General features: G+C 38.1%; 11 protein-coding genes, 6 pseudogenes and 1 other annotated feature. Of the genes and pseudogenes, 9 read left to right on the top strand and 8 right to left on the bottom strand.

Annotated features, from left to right (window positions below; genetic code table 11):
• Window positions 1–10 precede the first annotated feature (10 nt).
• A complete protein-coding gene (locus NBRC111893_RS08295) occupies window positions 11–1,129 on the bottom strand; it encodes a metallophosphoesterase (protein ID WP_125008683.1) in 1,119 nt (372 codons plus the stop codon).
• Window positions 1,130–1,310: 181 nt separating this feature from the next.
• Here NBRC111893_RS08295 and NBRC111893_RS08290 point away from each other — a divergent pair, with 181 nt between their 5' ends.
• The 3 genes and pseudogenes from NBRC111893_RS08290 to NBRC111893_RS08280 all read left to right on the top strand — a co-directional run bounded on the left by NBRC111893_RS08290 (window position 1,311) and on the right by NBRC111893_RS08280 (window position 5,109).
• The gene (locus NBRC111893_RS08290; RefSeq protein WP_125008682.1) at window positions 1,311–1,802 is read left to right on the top strand and encodes a GNAT family N-acetyltransferase; all 492 of its coding nucleotides are present in this window, start codon (window positions 1,311–1,313) and stop codon (window positions 1,800–1,802) included.
• Window positions 1,803–1,826: 24 nt separating this feature from the next.
• A pseudogene (locus NBRC111893_RS08285) lies at window positions 1,827–2,755 on the top strand (phosphoglycerate dehydrogenase).
• A 134-nt stretch (window positions 2,756–2,889) separates the two neighbouring features.
• Window positions 2,890–5,109: an alpha-galactosidase gene (locus NBRC111893_RS08280; protein WP_125008681.1), complete on the top strand. Its 2,220-nt coding sequence runs from the start codon at window positions 2,890–2,892 to the stop codon at window positions 5,107–5,109.
• 71 nt (window positions 5,110–5,180) lie between these two features.
• Here the strand turns inward: NBRC111893_RS08280 and NBRC111893_RS08275 are convergent.
• The 3 genes and pseudogenes from NBRC111893_RS08275 to NBRC111893_RS08265 form a co-directional block, all read right to left on the bottom strand.
• Window positions 5,181–6,117, bottom strand: a pseudogene (locus NBRC111893_RS08275) (D-alanyl-D-alanine carboxypeptidase family protein).
• Between the two features lie 332 nt (window positions 6,118–6,449).
• Window positions 6,450–6,740, bottom strand: coding sequence for a signal peptide protein, YSIRK family (locus tag NBRC111893_RS08270; protein ID WP_225417711.1), 291 nt, complete (start codon window positions 6,738–6,740; stop codon window positions 6,450–6,452).
• Window positions 6,741–6,841: 101 nt separating this feature from the next.
• Window positions 6,842–7,285: a DUF1836 domain-containing protein gene (locus tag NBRC111893_RS08265; RefSeq protein ID WP_225417709.1), complete on the bottom strand. Its 444-nt coding sequence runs from the start codon at window positions 7,283–7,285 to the stop codon at window positions 6,842–6,844.
• A gap of 140 nt (window positions 7,286–7,425) precedes the next feature.
• Between NBRC111893_RS08265 and trhA the strand changes: the two genes are divergently transcribed.
• The 3 genes and pseudogenes from trhA to NBRC111893_RS08250 all read left to right on the top strand — a co-directional run bounded on the left by trhA (window position 7,426) and on the right by NBRC111893_RS08250 (window position 10,657).
• Complete coding sequence (gene trhA / locus NBRC111893_RS08260; RefSeq protein ID WP_125008679.1) at window positions 7,426–8,064, top strand: PAQR family membrane homeostasis protein TrhA; 639 nt, start codon at window positions 7,426–7,428, stop codon at window positions 8,062–8,064.
• Window positions 8,065–8,507: 443 nt separating this feature from the next.
• Window positions 8,508–9,677 (top strand): iron-containing alcohol dehydrogenase, encoded by a 1,170-nt coding sequence (locus NBRC111893_RS08255; RefSeq protein ID WP_125008678.1) that lies wholly within the window; start codon window positions 8,508–8,510, stop codon window positions 9,675–9,677.
• A gap of 105 nt (window positions 9,678–9,782) precedes the next feature.
• Window positions 9,783–10,657: pseudogene (locus tag NBRC111893_RS08250) on the top strand (NAD(P)-dependent oxidoreductase).
• 52 nt (window positions 10,658–10,709) lie between these two features.
• Here NBRC111893_RS08250 and NBRC111893_RS08245 read toward each other — a convergent pair.
• The 3 genes and pseudogenes from NBRC111893_RS08245 to NBRC111893_RS08230 all read right to left on the bottom strand — a co-directional run bounded on the left by NBRC111893_RS08245 (window position 10,710) and on the right by NBRC111893_RS08230 (window position 13,091).
• The gene (locus NBRC111893_RS08245; protein WP_125008677.1) at window positions 10,710–10,904 is read right to left on the bottom strand and encodes a hypothetical protein; all 195 of its coding nucleotides are present in this window, start codon (window positions 10,902–10,904) and stop codon (window positions 10,710–10,712) included.
• Between the two features lie 34 nt (window positions 10,905–10,938).
• Window positions 10,939–11,614 (bottom strand): annotated as a pseudogene (locus NBRC111893_RS08240) (DUF4811 domain-containing protein).
• Window positions 11,615–11,670: 56 nt separating this feature from the next.
• Window positions 11,671–13,091 (bottom strand): annotated as a pseudogene (locus tag NBRC111893_RS08230) (MDR family MFS transporter).
• Window positions 13,092–13,326: 235 nt separating this feature from the next.
• Between NBRC111893_RS08230 and NBRC111893_RS08225 the strand changes: the two are divergent.
• Window positions 13,327–13,761, top strand: a complete 435-nt coding sequence (locus tag NBRC111893_RS08225; RefSeq protein ID WP_225417708.1) for a MerR family transcriptional regulator — start codon at window positions 13,327–13,329, stop codon at window positions 13,759–13,761.
• Between the two features lie 50 nt (window positions 13,762–13,811).
• Here the strand turns inward: NBRC111893_RS08225 and NBRC111893_RS08220 are convergent, their stop codons facing one another.
• Window positions 13,812–14,012, bottom strand: coding sequence for a DUF4649 family protein (locus tag NBRC111893_RS08220; RefSeq protein ID WP_125008674.1), 201 nt, complete (start codon window positions 14,010–14,012; stop codon window positions 13,812–13,814).
• Window positions 14,013–14,210: 198 nt separating this feature from the next.
• On the opposite strand from NBRC111893_RS08220, the gene NBRC111893_RS08215 reads away from it, so the two are divergent.
• Both NBRC111893_RS08215 and tyrS read left to right on the top strand, forming a co-directional pair.
• Window positions 14,211–14,855 (top strand): zinc metalloprotease, encoded by a 645-nt coding sequence (locus NBRC111893_RS08215; protein ID WP_225417706.1) that lies wholly within the window; start codon window positions 14,211–14,213, stop codon window positions 14,853–14,855.
• 20 nt (window positions 14,856–14,875) lie between these two features.
• Window positions 14,876–15,077, top strand: a binding site (T-box leader).
• A gap of 42 nt (window positions 15,078–15,119) precedes the next feature.
• Window positions 15,120–16,374 (top strand): annotated as a pseudogene (gene tyrS / locus NBRC111893_RS08210) (tyrosine--tRNA ligase).
• Window positions 16,375–16,512 lie beyond the last annotated feature (138 nt).

Here is a 16,512-nt window from a genome sequence, read left to right as displayed (position 1 = left end):
GCATCCTTAATTATATTAGTGATGGTTGCAAAGATTTGTCGTGATTGAACGTTGAAGTTGGATCATCAATTTCAGAATAGACAGGCTTAACTGATGGATTAAGGCTATCAGGAACAAAGTCGTTGGCCTTAAAATCGAAGTTTCCAGTCAAATCTGAATATGCTCTGCCTTGGAATCCGGCTTGCATTATTGGAATCCCGTCGATTGAGGCATTGGCGTATTGGTGGCTATGAGCAGCGAAGAAGGCATCGACACTATTGTTCGGATCAATTTTTTGTAATTGATGGATATCGTTAACCGCATCACCAGTTGTATCGCCATTTTGGGTTACTGCACCAGTGTGACCTAATACCACGATTGCATGAACACCTTTGGCTCGTAAGATCTTGTCGTATTTAGCGATTGTTGCTGCTTCATTTAATAAATCATACTTTTTAGCAATTCCAGGTAAGTTAGTGTTCAAAATTCCGATGAATCCAATCTTACCGGTCTGGTGATTATTTGGGTTCTTTATGTTTTTGATGGTATAAGCAGAATAGCCATTTGGAATCTGCTTGGTTTGCTTATCGATGATATTCGCTGCTAACATCTTAATTCCCGTATTTGCGAACGGATATTGATTAATTGCGGTAATCTGTTGCTGATTTTTGATTTCTTGTGTAGATGGTGTGTGACCCTTCACTTCTTGTAAATATTGGTTAATCCCATGGTCAAACTCATGGTTGCCGAGCACGCCAACCTGAATGTTCATTGCCTTCAAAGCTGCTAGCGTTGGTCCATCATCAAGTAGCGCTGAATTAGCAGGACTGGCTCCAACCATATCGCCGGCTTGAACCCGCATTGTAATAGCGTTAGGATTAAGCAGTTTAAAATCGGATTCAGTTTGATCAAGATATCCTCCTAATCTGGCAAGGCCACCAGCGTTAGTAACTGATCGTTGATCCATTACCAATTTCCCAGTGGTTTGTAGGCCACCATGAATATCATTAACTCCCAAAATTTGAATCGGGACTTGATTGGTTGACTGTGCTGCGCGAATTGGAATCCCTAATGAAATTAGGGCAATGAAAAATGTGAAAACAATAATTGCTGGCCCATTTCGTTGGCCGGAATTGGAACAATGAAACATAAAAAATTACCTCCCCCTAAACAAGTATGTGTAAGCGATTACACATAATAAGATTACCATGTTACATTTTGGATAACAATGGGCTAGTTATGAAAAGATAAGTAATCTTTTCAGATTAATGCGTGAAAGCGTTAGATATGGTTAAATATAAGTATCACAAAGTGAAAGAAGAGATAGCGGTTTGATTGAATTTGTAAATGCTAAAGAGTCCGATTTGCCATTTATTGTTGATGTCTATAACGCAACTATTCCTAGTCGAATGGCCACCGGAGATGTTGAACCAGTGTCGGTGGCTGACCGAGAACCATGGTTTCATAGTCATAGCGAAGATCAGCGACCGTTATTTGTGATTAAGGTGGCTGGCCAATCTGTGGGGTGGGTTAGTCTAAATGATTTTTATGATCGAGATTCCTACCGAAAATTAGCTGAAATTAGCATTTATATTCATCCTGATTTTCGTCACCAGCATATTGGGTCGCAAACGCTAACTTTTATTGATGAGCATGTTAAGGATTATGATATTGATAGCATCGTTTCACTTGTGTTTGGTCACAACGCGCCTAGTCTGGGTTTGTTCAAAGCACACGGTTATGAACCATGGGGATTACTGCCCAAAATTGCTGAGATGGATGATAAAAAGTATGATTTAGTGATTCTAGGGAAACATTTTTAATATACAAGGATTGGAGTTGGCAAGATGAATAATAAAGTAGTTGTACCCAAGGGCATGCTAGAAGCCGGCAACGAGTACTTACGGGAGCATGGATTTGAACCAGTGATTGTCGACAATGATGCGCAGGCGATTTGAAGGAAGCCAAAGATGCTGTCGGGGCCATTTTATTTACAGAACCATTTACCGCTGAGACAATTGATCAGATGCCAAACTTGAAGGTCATTGCCCGGCATGGGGTAGGATATGACGCAGTTGATTATGATTATGCTGCGACTAAGGGCATTTGGGTCACAATCACTCCCAATGCCAATGCTTCGACGGTTGCGGAGACAACATTAGCAGAAATGTTTGATCTATCAAAAAATCTTACTAAATATGCTGGAATAATGAAGCAGGGGGCGTCTGGACGCCCATTAGGGTTTGATCTAGCTGGAAAAACCCTTGGAATAATGGGATTTGGTAGAATTGGTCAACTAGTCGCCGAAAAGGTTAGTGGTTTAGGGATGAATGTTTTGATTTATAGTCGCACTCCAAAGCAAACCAAGTACGGCAAGTTCGTGGATCGGGAAATGCTTCTTAGCCAATCAGATATTTTATCGTTACACATGCCAGTTACCTCTGAGACTAAACACGGTATCGGGATGACCGAATTTAAATTGATGAAAAATACTGCATCGCTAATTAATTTAGGGCGGGGGGCACTGGTAAATCAAGATGACTTGATTCAAGCGTTAAAGACTGGCGAAATCGCCCAAGCTGCACTTGATGTGACAGAACCTGAACCTTTACCACGGGACTCGGAATTATATTCGCTAGACAATGTTTTGCTGACTCCTCATATCGCAGCTAACACGGTTGAGAGTATGACCAGAATGGCAGTTGATGCTGCAAGTGAGGTAGTGCAGGTATTAAATAATGGTCGACCACAATGGCCGATTAATCAGGTGAATTAATTAAAAAACAGCAATGGCTATTTAAGCCATTGCTGTTTTTCTTAATGGATAGAATTTGAGGAAGCTCTTTATAAGTTTGTAAACTTTAGTTAATATATATGTAAGCGAATACATTAAGGGGCGAAAGGTGCGGTATGATGATTGAATATAGTAAAGAATCTCAGACATTTCAATTGCAGACAGATAATACTAGTTATATTTTTCAAGTTTTAGCAAATGGTGACTTAGGTCAGGTATATTATGGAAGGAAAATTCATTTAAAGTCGAATTATCATAATCTAACGACAAGAGAGATTAAGGATGCGACCGTTTCCTGGAAAGTCGATCAGCCGGATATCCAACCGGATGTGTTAAAACACGAATACTCCGTCTTAGGCAGTGGTGATTTTAGATTTCCTGCTTTTCAATTAACGTTTGCAAATGGTAGCCGGGTTTCCGAATTTAAGTACGTAGATTACGAAATCAATACTGGTAAGCAGCGATTGCCAGGGATGCCATCGACGTTTGATGACACGAATGATGACGTCCAAACGCTAACGATCAATTTGACTGATCAATTAGTTGGGATGGACCTTCAATTACATTATTCAATTTTTCCTCATCAGGATGTAATTGCGCGAAGTGCAACCTTTATTAATCATAGTAATGATCAAGTGGTAATTGATCATGCATTTAGCACGGAAGTTGATTTGCCAGATGCTAACTATGACCTAATCGAATTTCCGGGGGCCTGGGCTAGAGAACGTCAATTAAATCGAGCCGCCTTGCGTCTAGGGTATCAGGGATCAGGTAGTTTGCGAAACGCAACTAGTCATCAAGCAAATCCGTTCATGATGATTGCCAGACATGATACAAGTGAGGATTTTGGTGAGGTATATGGCTTTAATTTAGTTTATTCTGGGAACTTTTTGAATCAGGTTGAGGTTGATCAATTTCAAACTACCCGGATTCTGGTTGGAATTAACCCAACCGAATTTGCCTGGAACTTGGGACCTGGTAGTCAATTTCAGACTCCAGAGGCAATTCAAAGCTATTCAAATCAAGGAATGAATCAGTTGAGCCAGCAGTTAAGTGATTTTTATCAGGATCACATTGTTAACCCTAGATTTTCTCAGCAACCCCGGCCCACATTAGTCAATAATTGGGAGGGGACATACTTTGATTTTAATGAAGATAAGTTGATGACCATTGTTAATGCGGCTCATAAAGCGGGCATTGAAATGTTTGTGCTTGATGATGGTTGGTTTGGTGAGCGAAACGATGATACGACTTCGTTGGGAGATTGGTTTGTGGATAAGAACAAGTTTCCTAATGGGATTGAACATTTTGTTAACCAGGTGCATGGTTTAGGGATGAAGTTCGGCTTATGGGTTGAACCGGAAATGATTTCCAAACAAAGTCATCTATATGAACAGCATCCGGAATGGATGATTCAAACTCCTGGAAGACACCAAACTCCTGGGCGAAATCAGTTCGTTTTAGACATGACTAGGCCAGAAGTCGTGGACTATTTATTCAAGGTCTTAAATCAAATAATTACGGATACTAAATTAGATTACATTAAGTGGGATATGAATCGATATATTACTGAAATGTATGGAATAGACTTGCCTGCCAACCAACAATTAGAAATGGGTCATAGATATATTTTAGGAGTATATGATTTATACGATCGATTAATTAAGTCTAATCCAGATGTATTATTTGAATCGTGTGCTTCAGGCGGTGGTCGATTTGACTTGGGAATGATGTACTATGCTCCACAAGCATGGACTAGCGATGATATCGATGCCGCAGAACGGATGAAAATTCAGTATGGGACATCATATGGCTACTCATTATCAATGATGGGCTCGCATGTGTCAGCGGTTCCTAATGATATTACTGGGAGAACGATAGAGCTAAGTACGAGGGCTCGAGTGGCATACTTTGGTGATTTTGGTTATGAATTGGACCTAGCTAAATTATCCGATGACGAACTAAAGCAAGTTGCTTGGCAGGTTGAATTTTACAAACGGTATCGACGGCTATTTCAATTTGGTAAGTTTTATCGAATCGAAAGCCCATTTGCGGGGAATGTTACCAGCTGGCAAGTAGTCAATGATGATCAGAGTTTGGCAATTGCTGGTAGATATCAACTAATGAATGAGCCCAACTCGCCATACTTGCGGATTAAATTCAAAGGACTTCATCCAGACAAGCAGTATCGGATTAATGATTCTGAAGAGATCTTTTATGGAGATGAGTTAATGAATGCGGGTTACTTTATTCCAAACATTTTGAAAACAATGAAGGAACAACGATTAAGAACGGCTGATTTTAGCTCGCAATTATTTGTGATTAAAGCCATATAATTGCGAAAAAAGCTCTTAGTAATGTAACAATTCACATTACTAAGAGCTTTTTGATTAGCTGACTTTTTAAATTAAGCTAAGTTATTATCGAACATATAATTCATTAATGAACGGGTTTCAGTAAATTCATTTTCGTCATGTAGAACAACGGTTACGATTCGGTTATGACCATCTTTTGAGCAGTTCCAACAAAACAGTATCCGGCAGGACCAGTATAACCGGTTTTCAAGCCATCAACGTTAAGAGATGCTTGGTAGTATCTTCTACCGGGAAGAAGGTTGTTGTAGTTATAAAGAGTTTGGCCATCAACGGTCATGCTCTTAATGCTTGAGTCATTAACCACATCTGGATAATCGTTGATGAAGTGGCGAGCCATGTGGGCAACGTAGTTAGCAGATAGGAGGTTAGCGTATACACCTGAAACTTTGTAACCGTATGGGGCCAATTCACTGTTTTCCATGCCACTCGCAGAGACAAATTTTGCTCTAGTAAAGTTCCATTTTTTGCTTGAGTATTCATCATAGTGATGAACCGCTTGTTTGCAGCGGAGGTTGAACCACCGGCAACCCATTGTCCTAAAGCAATCGCGGCATTGTTTGAAGATTCAATTAACGCTGCCAGATATAATTGTCTGACAGTGTATGAGTTCTTATTGAACTTAAAGCCACCATATACAGAAGAGCGGCCCATGGCTTTTAATCCAGCAGAGCTAGTGTTAACTTTAGAGTTCCAAGTATAAGATGAGTTGTCCAGTTTTTGGCGAACTAAGTAAAGGGTCATCAATTTAGAGATTGAGGCAATTGGTCTTAAGGTGTTACCATTTTTAGACCAACCGACCTTATTTGTAGTTACGTCAATTGCAGCAGCCGATTTAGCATATGTTACTCCAGTTGAAGTAGTAGCTGCATGGGATACCTGTTGGTTCATAACGATACCAGATAATGTGGTGAATGAGATTGAGGCAGCAGCCGTAATGATGGCTGTCTTGAATAACTTAGTGAACTTCATATTGATACTCCTTAATAAAAATTACTGAAATTAATTTACCATCTATGACTACCCAATAGCAATGGATTTTCAAAACTGTAATCGAACTGTGTAGCTAGTGTCATTTTATGTAATTAAAGTGGAGTAAATATTACGAAAGTTAAACAATGAGTGCTACAGTAAACTAAATGTGAAAATATTAGAAAAAACGTTCTCATACAAGTTATTGTATGAGAAGCGTTTTTTGATTGTTAAGTTACTTAATTTAATCAGCGTGTAAAAACTTACCGGCAGTTAATTTTGATGCGCCAATCCATCCCTGGCCTTTAACATATAAGAAAGTACCATTTTTCTTAGCTTTTGTTTTGTACTTTAACTGATTGGGTTACGTAATAAGTAGTACCAGATTTTAGTTTAGTTTTTGCTTGCATAGTTACGATTGGTTGATCAGCCATAAATTTACCAGTAAAGACGTATGGAGTAGCGTCTTTAGTGTGATAAACCTTAGCCTTTTTGTAGAAAGTAGGGTTAGCTGAAACCGTGTAAGTATATGTCTTAGCAGCAGCGTTAGCAGCTAATGGAGCTGAAGCGACAAAAGGTAAAGCAAGTGCGATGCTAGTAATAATTAAAGGAATTTTTTTCATAATAATTTCCTCCCTTTTTTAAATTGTCTAAATTATACAATGTTACGAAAAGATGTCAATGAAATATATTCGTAATATTAAGTAAAGATTATTACGATTGTCTAAAGCTGATTAATGCGTTGCTTAATTTTGTGTTCAATGGCTAATAGTTCCGCAGATTTAGTGATTAAGTCATTATCAGATAGGGTAATTTCTTGGTTACTCTTAAGCTGATGATTAAAGCTATCGACCACATTATCAAACACGCTAGCAATCGTATGCCGATCTCTAGATATCGTTAACAACTTAGCGATATATGGTAACGGTAAAATTGATTTATAAATAGAAATTAAGATCAGTTCCGCTAATTGAACGGTAGTGTATTTTTTATTTATTGGTTTTTCAATTAATTGTTTTTTTACATAGCTGTTAATCATTGATTTTGTGATGGGGTGGTCGATTAATGTATTTGTATACTGGTTAACCATTCCGAGTAATTGATCCATATATAAATCAATCACAGGCAATTCATGATAATGGGGTAAGTTGATGTTAGTTTCGGTCACGGTCAGCCTCCTTGTAATCTTTCTGTTATCCATTATGCCATAAATTAATGGGACATTCTACTTAACGTAGATATCGAATCTATGTTATATTAACAGATGAACTAGATAAACTTATTTCGAACTACTTAAGGGGGATTATAATGATCAAGGAACATTCAAATCAAATTATGTATGAAACAGCGAATGCAGTGACCCACGGATTGGCATTTGTGGTTTCAGTTATATTAAGCATAATGTTAATTAATAAAGCGATTGCTGATGAATTATCAACCCCTGCAATAGTAAGTTTGGTAATTTATAGTGTAACTGTTGGCGGGCTATACTTAGCATCTACATTGTTTCATTGTTTTGTGTTTACTAAAGCTAAGCGAGTTTTTCAAATTCTGGATCATAGCAATATCTTCATATTAATTGCTGGTACATACACTCCATACTGTATCGTTTTCCTCCATAATCAAGCGGCATATTGGTTACTTACAATAATCTGGGGTCTTAGTCTTGCGGGAATTGGTTTTCATATTTTAGGTCATGGAAGATATCAAAAAATCGAAACGACAGTGTATGTGGTGATGGGATGGTTGTGCTTATTGCTTGGTAAACAATTATACATTGCACTGGCGCCGGTTGGTTTTTGGCTTTTAGTGACTGGCGGGGTAATTTTTACAGTGGGAGCAATTATTTATAGCTTTAAGCGAATCTCAGGTTTACATCTTATTTGGCATTTCTTTGTAATGGGTGGCACACTGGCAATGTTTATATCAATCTATTTGAATATTTAATTTATGAGGATTGGATTTTAGATAGTTAGAACTAATTGCTTGCTTTAAAATTCAGAAGGTTGTATTCTATGCGTAATCAAAAAAGGAGGTGATGCTTTTTGACAAGTGGAAATAATCTTAAAGCATCAGCTGTGAAGGTTTCGACTAGATAGTTGATGCGATAAGAAGGACCGGCGAAATAATATCGCCGTTTTTTTGTGTCTGCAATTATGGCTGATATGGTTTAGCGGATTAATTAAAGTAATCACAATTTAGGATTTAACTAGTTACTGTAAAGGGTACCAATTGGTTGATGGCATAACGCTTACATGTGCTGATATAAAGCGAAAGTCTGCTCGCTTGTTTTTCGAATTAAATGTTTGTGAATCCATTTACATATAAATAATCCAGTGCTATGCTTTGTATTGATACTAAATCAATATTTTTAAAGGGGATTATTAATAATGAAAGAAAATTTCGATTTCTTAATGCCAAGTGTTAACTTCTTTGGTAGAGGAGTTATCACCAAGATTGGTGACCGTGCTAAGATGTTAAACATGAGCAAGCCATTGATTGTTACTGACAAATTTTTACGCTCAATGGATAATGGTCCAGTTGCCCAAACCTTAGCATCACTTGATGCTGCTGGTGTAGATTACGCAATCTATGATGGTGTTGAACCAAACCCTAAAGTAAGAAACATTCAAGCGGCTAAGCAAGTTTACTTAGACAATAACTGTGACAGTATTATCACAGTCGGTGGTGGTTCTTCTCATGATGCCGGTAAGGGAACTGGAATCATCTTGACTAATGGCGATGATATCACTAAGTTGGCTGGAATTGAAACTCTAGAAAACCCATTACCTCCATTGATGGCGGTTAACACAACTGCTGGTACAGCATCTGAATTAACTCGTCACTGTGTTATCACTAATGAAGAAACTAAATTGAAGTTTGTTGTTGTTTCATGGAGAAACGTGCCACTTGTTTCATTCAATGATCCAATGTTAATGTTGGATGTTCCAGCTGGCTTAACCGCTGCAACGGGAATGGATACTTTTGTTCAAGCTATTGAACCATATGTTTCAACTAACCGTAACGATATTACTGATGGCCAATGTGTCCAAGCAATTAAGTTAGTTGAAGACAGCTTGCGTCAAGCCGTTGCTAACGGTCATGATATTGAAGCTAGAACTAAGATGGTTGAAGCCGAAATGCTTGGTGGTATGGCATTTAACAATGCTGACCTTGGCTATGTTCATGCAATGGCTCATCAACTTGGTGGTCAATACGATGCTCCTCATGGAGTTTGTTGTGCAATGCTATTGCCAATCGTTGAAAAGTACAATATTATCGCTGCACCAGAAAGATTTGCTGAATTAGCTAAAATTATGGGTGAAGATACTACCGGTCTATCAACTCGTGACGCTGCTGAGTTATCAATCAAGGCAATGAGACAACTTTGTGATGATGTTAATATCCCACGTAGTATTAAAGCAATTGGTGCCAAACCAGAAGACTTTGAACTTATGGCTGAAAATGCACTTAAAGATGGAAATGCTTTCTCAAACCCACGTAAGGGTACTAAGGAAGAATTAGTTCAATTATTCCAAGAAGCATACGACGCTGAATAGTTAATAAATTAATAGTAAACCTGACAAGACGCGAATTTAATTCGCGTCTTGTTTTATAATAGTAGTTAGTTGGTGGTAGATAAGATTAACTGGAGACGATTACTCATGAAAATTGGATTTATTGGTACAGGAATTATGGGAACCGGGATGATTAAGAACCTGCTAGCTGCTAATTATTCTGTGCAAGTGTTCAACCGGACTAAAAGTCACGCTGAGTCTGTGCTTAAATTGGGGGCAGTTTGGCAATCTTCTGTGGCCGAACTTACTAAGAACAGTGACGTAGTTATCACCATAGTTGGTTTTCCTGAAGATGTTAGAAACTTGTATTTGGGAGATGCTGGAATTTTGGCGAACGCACGGGCTGGTCAATTTGTCATTGATATGACTACTAGTTCGCCAACCCTTGCTATAAAAATTGCCAATCGTGCTAAAAATATCGGCGTAACAGCTCTGGATGCTCCGGTTTCAGGTGGAGATATTGGGGCTCAAAATGGCACACTTACTATTATGGTTGGTGGTGATCAAACCGGATATCAAATGATTACGCCTATTCTTAATGTAATGGGGACTAAGGTTACTCGTTTTGGCCATTCTGGAATGGGTCAGCATGCCAAAATGGCTAATCAAATTATGGTTGCTGGGACAATGACAGGAATGGTTGAATCGTTGATATACGCTCGCAAGGTGGGCCTCGATGAAGCTGATGTAATCAATATGACCGGTGGTGGAGCCGCTCAAAATTGGAGCATGGATAACTATGGACCACGAGTTTTAAAAGGGGACTACCAGCCCGGATTACGGCTAAGCACTTTTTAAAAGATCTAAAAATTGTTTTGACGGTTGCCGATGAACTAGATTTGGATTTACCAGGAACGAGGATTTCCGAACAGCTGTATGCAAAAATGATTCAAGATCCTGATTGGGCCAACTTGGGGACGCAAGGCCTAATTAAATTATATGAATCTGAATCACAAGAATAAAAATAACCAGTCTTAGAAGTTATCTAAGACTGGTTATTTTTATTTATTAAAGCTATTTACGGCGTCTGCGGCTTTTAACAGCTAACGTAATGCTGACACTGATTGACACCAGAAAGAAGATTAAGGCCAAAATGACTAGCCCCACTTGAACGTTATCAGGTAAATGATTCATTTGAATTATTAAGCCGATGCCGATTGAAACGATTAAGCAAATATCTGCAAAAATTTGCGCAGGTGAGAATCCCAATTAAATCATTCCTTTCGCATCCAGTATAACAAAATTATTCGATGGACATTGCCTTTAACTTAGTCTTTGCAGCGGCACTTGCCTTGGCAACTGCTGTGGTTTGAATCTTCTTGACTAATGCAGCCTGTTGGGCAGCAGTCATGTTAGGATTTTGCATTCTAGCGGCAACAACTTGTTTTTTGATAACCTCTTGCAGCTGGGCTTTAGAGTTAGCTTGTTGAGATTTCATTTGATTTTGCATCTGTTTAACTTGCTTAGGAGTTAACACAATCCAGTCGTTAGTGATCTGGAATTTGTTAACGCGAGAAATGTATTGATGATTGGTTCCCAATCCAGCATAGAATAATTTGAAGAAGTTATTCTTGTACGTGTAACGTTTAGTGGTAGTTAATAATTGAGCGGATTGTTCGCGAGTACGAGCAAACTTATTCACAGTTTTAGCATCCGCTTGGGTATGAGTAGTCTTTTTAGCGCCTTGGTTTTTATAAACCACAACACTTTTCGTCTTTTGTACCCACAGGACTTTTGATTGCTACATTAATATTCATATTTTTAATGGCAAAGGCAGGATCAATTTGCTTAATTGAAGTAACTGTTTCTTTCTTCATACCAAAGTGTTGTGAATCACCTAGGGTAATGGTAGCGAGAGAAGCAACTAAACCAATAATGGAAATTAACCAGGTGGCAGTTCTCAGCCAGCCCTGTTTCATGCCAACGAATGATGCAGCAAACAATATTACAAAGATTATGATTAGTGCAATTCCCATTATTTTTCACCTCCAGCTAATGGATTTACGGTGTTTTTATCATTTAAGAAGAAAGCTAGTACTAATCCAATTGCTGAGAATAAAACAGCAATGGTAAATGCAGCAGCATAACCGCTTAATACAGCGTTAATTGCGTGATCTTTATATAGTAGAGGCATGGATGATAATAATGACTTACCAGGCATTGAGTTTTTAGTAACGTTAGACAAGACACTGATTAAAATGGCAGTTCCCATTGAACTAGCAACTTGACGAACGGTGTTATTAACTGCCGTTGCGTGACTAACTAAGCTAAGAGGTAAAGCATTCATTCCAGAAGTTGTAACTGGCATTAATGTCATTGCCACTCCGACCATCCGAACCGCATAAGTAACGATTAGGAATAGTAGAGGTGTCTCTTTAGTTAAGAATAAGAATGGGATTGTGCCCAACGTTAATAAAGTCAAACCAGTGATTGCCAAACGCTTAGCACCGATTCTATCAAAAATACGACCAGTAATTGGACTCATTACCCCAATCATTAAAGCTCCTGGTAGTAAGGTTAAACCTGATTGTAAAGCAGAGTCGCCTCGAATGGTTTGAAGATAAATAGGTAGCACCATTTCAACCCCAACCATGGCAATATTTACAATGGCTGACAAAGCAGTTGTTAAGCTAAAAGTTCTAGTTTTAAAAACACTAAGGTTAAGGAATGGATGTTCGGATTTCAACTGACGCATGACGAAGAAGGCCACGATGATAATTCCGACAATGATGGTTGAGATAACAAGTGGATCAGTCCACCCCTTATCACCAACTTCGGAAAATCCATAGAGCATTGAACCAAATCCAACTGTTGATAGAGCAGCTGACCACCAATCTAAAGCAGATTTAGAAGTTGGAATAACGGTCTTAACAGTGAAGAATGCGACAATAATAACAAGCACGATAAAAGGAATTAAGATTCCGAATAGCATTCTCCATGAGTAGCTATCAATGATAAATCCTGATAGGGTAGGTCCAATGGCTGGTGCCATCCCCATTGCCAATCCCAGAATACCCATAATGGTTCCCCGTTTTTCAGGTGGGAAAATCGATAGGTTAACTGTTTGGGCAAGGGGCATTGTAATTCCTACTGCAACCCCTTGAACTAAACGGCCAATAAAGATCGTACTATAAAATCAGTGGCAACGAATGCAAGCACCGTACCTACCAAAAATAGCGTCATAGCGGTCATATAAAGGGTTTTGGAACTAAAACGGTTAAGAAGCCAAGCGGTAATTGGAATCATTACCCCGTTTACCATCATAAAACCAGTGGTTAACCATTGAATGGTTGAGGTACTAGCATCAAAGGCCTTCATTAAGGCAGGATAAGCGGTGGCAAGCATTGTACTACTTAAAATAGTAATGAATGATCCAAAAACGATGGTTGCAACCATTAGTGCACGGCTATAAGGTTTGCCGTGGATATCTAAAGCTTTTTCGGACAAAGCAATCTTCCTTCTTTCATTAAATGTTTAAAATTACGACAAGAGTTAGAATACTACCGCCAAGAGAACTTGTCAACAAATCTGACAACGATAATCGATTTGTTAATATTGACGGATGGAAAATTAACAACTATAATTCGCAATGTTATATCTCTAGGGACTAATTATTAGTAGGTGAATAATATTGTTAGAAACTCCAATGAGTAATATGTTTGATACTGATAAGCTGATATTTGGAATTGGGCAAGTGTCTAAGATCACTGGCGTTTCTTCCAGACAGTTAAGATACTGGGAACAGCAAAATTACATTTCAGCGATTCAGCAAAAAAAAGGTGCTTCGCGACAGTATAGTATGCATACGTTAATCAAAATCGCGAACATCCAACGCTTCTTACGAAAGGGTTTTACCCTTGCGGTAGCAGTCGAAAAAGCAGTTAAAGTCGCTCGAGAATCGCCTATAATAAGGGATTTTGTCAAATCTCAACTCAATGAAGTTAGGTTTGAATCGGATGATCGGGCAGTCATTGATTTTGGATTTACAGATGACAGCAAAAAGCAGCACGTATTGGGAATTATAGATCACGGTAAGACATCTTTTAAAATTGAAGATGAAAGTTAATGTAAGAAAAGCAAGGCCGACTAGACTAGTCTACCTTGCTTTTTATATGGTTAAGCAGTTAGTTGCTTGTATAAACCTAAAATGGTGCTATCAGATAATTGCAATTCTTTACCATCGATAGTTACAGACGTAATCTCATAATAGTCTTCCAAATCAGGTGTTTCTAATCGTTGATTGGCGATAAAATCTTCGACACTATTATAGGAAATTTTACTTAAAGAACTCCCATTCTTGTATGTGATTTCTAACATCGTGGTCACTATCCTTTCGACCATTATTGTAGGAATAAAGTGGGAAGATTGCAATTAATAGGTTTGTTGAAATTTGATTAAACTGTTTTTTGAATTGCGTGCAATTTGATGTTGCAAAGTCAAAACCCATGTTAAATTGGTAGTAGATAAAGAAGAGGGGATATGTAATATGCATGGGGATGCATGGAGGGGGTAAATATGATGAAACACTGGGGACTTTTTGTAGTTGCATTGTTGATGGGGCTATTTATGGCAGGCAACACTGCGGAAGCAACAACGGTTAAGTTTGATAGTCATATGATTACTTCTAAGAACTTGACTTCTAATGGAGTGATTAAGTATCACGTTGCCTCTCAAGCTAAGATATACAATTCTGAAATTAAGCAAGCTACCAATAAATGGAATAAAGCGTTAGGAAAAAAGGTATTCGTACCAACTACCTCGACTACTAAATCAAGACTTGTTATTACGAATGGAAGCATTACTCCAGGTTTAGCTGGAGTTGCTGAAGTCAATAGTGGTGTGGTTGCTTTAAACAGTTCAGTGATGGCGAGATATTCTAGTAATAAACGTCAGGCAGTAATCATTCATGAGCTAGGCCATACTTTGGGAACTAAGGATTTGTACCTTTACCCAAACGCTAATCTAAGAAGTAAATTTCAGAAAAGCGCGATTATGGGTGGAAATTATTCTACTACTATTAAAAAGTTTGATAGTGACCTTGCTAAATGGTCATTGAGTAAAACAAAATCTGTAAGTACCAAAACCTTAACAATTATAGAAGCATGCCAAACCTTTACTTCCAAAAATATGTCAATGTTAAGTGATGTTGACTTTAGATAGTAGGTAATTTATTATTAACGCATAATACAGTGAAGCAAGCACAGTAATATCTTACCCTGAGCATTCAGAAATTTGGCGGCGATGCGAGCCAAACGGGTATATATATGAAATTACACTTGTGGAGTTATCTATTAATTAGACGGGTCATTACGTTACCAATGAACAAGAGAGATCAATATTAATTGATAACTTGGGTGGTAACGCGGAAAATTCGTCCCTAGCATTGAGGTGCTGGGGACTTTTTATTTTTAGGAGGAAATATTAATGAACATTATCGATGAATTACAATGGCGTGGGGCAGTTAACCAGGAAACTGACCATGATGGACTTTATGATTTAGTTAGTAATAAAAAAATTGGAATTTATGTTGGGGTAGATCCAACCGGTGACAGTATGCATATTGGACACTTAATTCCTTTCATGATTCTTAAACGATTCCAATTAGCTGGGCATAAGCCGGTTGCAGTTATTGGTGGGGGTACTGGTTCAATCGGTGATCCAAGTGGTAAAAAATCTGAACGAGTTTTGCAAACGATGGATCAGGTTCATCACAATGAACAAGCTTTGACAGCCCAAATGCAAAACTTGTTTGGAGATGACGGGCAATTTGAAATTGTTAATAACTACGACTGGTTATCAAAAATCAGTTTGTTAGACTTTCTACGAGACTACGGTAAGCTATTTAATGTTAATACAATGTTGAATAAAGAAATCGTTGCTAGTCGGCTTGAAGTAGGAATATCATTTACTGAGTTCACTTACCAAATCTTGCAATCAGTTGATTTTCTTCATCTATATCAAAACAATGATGTTCAACTACAATTGGGTGGGGCTGATCAATGGGGAAATATTACGTCAGGAATTGATTTAATTCATAAAGTAGAAGGCTCTGATACTAAAGTTTACGGGTTAACTATTCCACTAATGCTTAAGGCAGATGGAACTAAGTTTGGCAAAACTGCGGGGGGAGCTGTTTGGTTAGATCCCGAGAAGACCACTCCTTACGAATTTTATCAATTTGGATTAATCAAGATGATCGAGATGTTGTGAAGTATTTGAAGTACTTTACCTTCTTAACTCAGGAAGAAATCGAGGAATTAGCAGACAAGGTTAAGACTCAACCAGAGAAGCGTGAAGCTCAAAGAAGATTGGCTGAAGAAGTAACTGAATTTGTTCATGGTAAACCAGCAGTGGTTGAGGCTGAGCATATTTCTGCAGCACTATTTTCTGGGGATGTTGCTAAATTAACATCATCAGAAATCGAACAAGGTTTTAAAAACATGCCTACAGTTGAGGTGTCATCAGAAAACAAAACATTGTTGAGTGGCTGGTTGATGTTACATCTATTGAACCATCTCGTCGTCAAGCTCGTGAGGATATCACTAACGGGGCTATTAGAATCAATGGTGATAAGGTGACCGATGTTGACAGTCAAATCGATCCAGCTGCAAAGTTTGATGGTAAGTTTGTCATTGTTAGAAGAGGAAAGAAACGCTACTTCCTTGCTAAAGTAAAATAGTGTAAAAAGCAAATCAATTTGATTTGCTTTTTTTATTGACAATTATTACAAAAGTGAGTATATTATTACTTGCGGCTTTGAGATATTCATTTCTGAGCCACGAAAAATATTTTAAAAAAGTGTTGACCTTAAAGTTAA

Origin of the sequence: Lentilactobacillus kosonis (genome assembly GCF_003864335.1) — a bacterium.
Lineage (GTDB): Bacteria > Bacillota > Bacilli > Lactobacillales > Lactobacillaceae > Lentilactobacillus > Lentilactobacillus kosonis.
The sequence above is the reverse complement of the archived record's forward strand: the minus strand, read 5'-3'. Positions and strand labels throughout refer to the sequence as shown.

What these genes read in the sequence shown, in the direction of transcription:
- NBRC111893_RS08220 (WP_125008674.1), bottom strand. Translation starts at nt 14,012, where the DNA reads ATGTTAGAAATCACATACAAGAATGGGAGTTCTTTAAGTAAAATTTCC.
- NBRC111893_RS08215 (WP_225417706.1), top strand. Translation starts at nt 14,211, where the DNA reads ATGATGAAACACTGGGGACTTTTTGTAGTTGCATTGTTGATGGGGCTA.
- NBRC111893_RS08295 (WP_125008683.1), bottom strand. Translation starts at nt 1,129, where the DNA reads ATGTTTCATTGTTCCAATTCCGGCCAACGAAATGGGCCAGCAATTATT.
- trhA (WP_125008679.1), top strand. Translation starts at nt 7,426, where the DNA reads ATGATCAAGGAACATTCAAATCAAATTATGTATGAAACAGCGAATGCA.
- NBRC111893_RS08270 (WP_225417711.1), bottom strand. Translation starts at nt 6,740, where the DNA reads ATGAAAAAAATTCCTTTAATTATTACTAGCATCGCACTTGCTTTACCT.
- NBRC111893_RS08255 (WP_125008678.1), top strand. Translation starts at nt 8,508, where the DNA reads ATGAAAGAAAATTTCGATTTCTTAATGCCAAGTGTTAACTTCTTTGGT.
- NBRC111893_RS08280 (WP_125008681.1), top strand. Translation starts at nt 2,890, where the DNA reads ATGATGATTGAATATAGTAAAGAATCTCAGACATTTCAATTGCAGACA.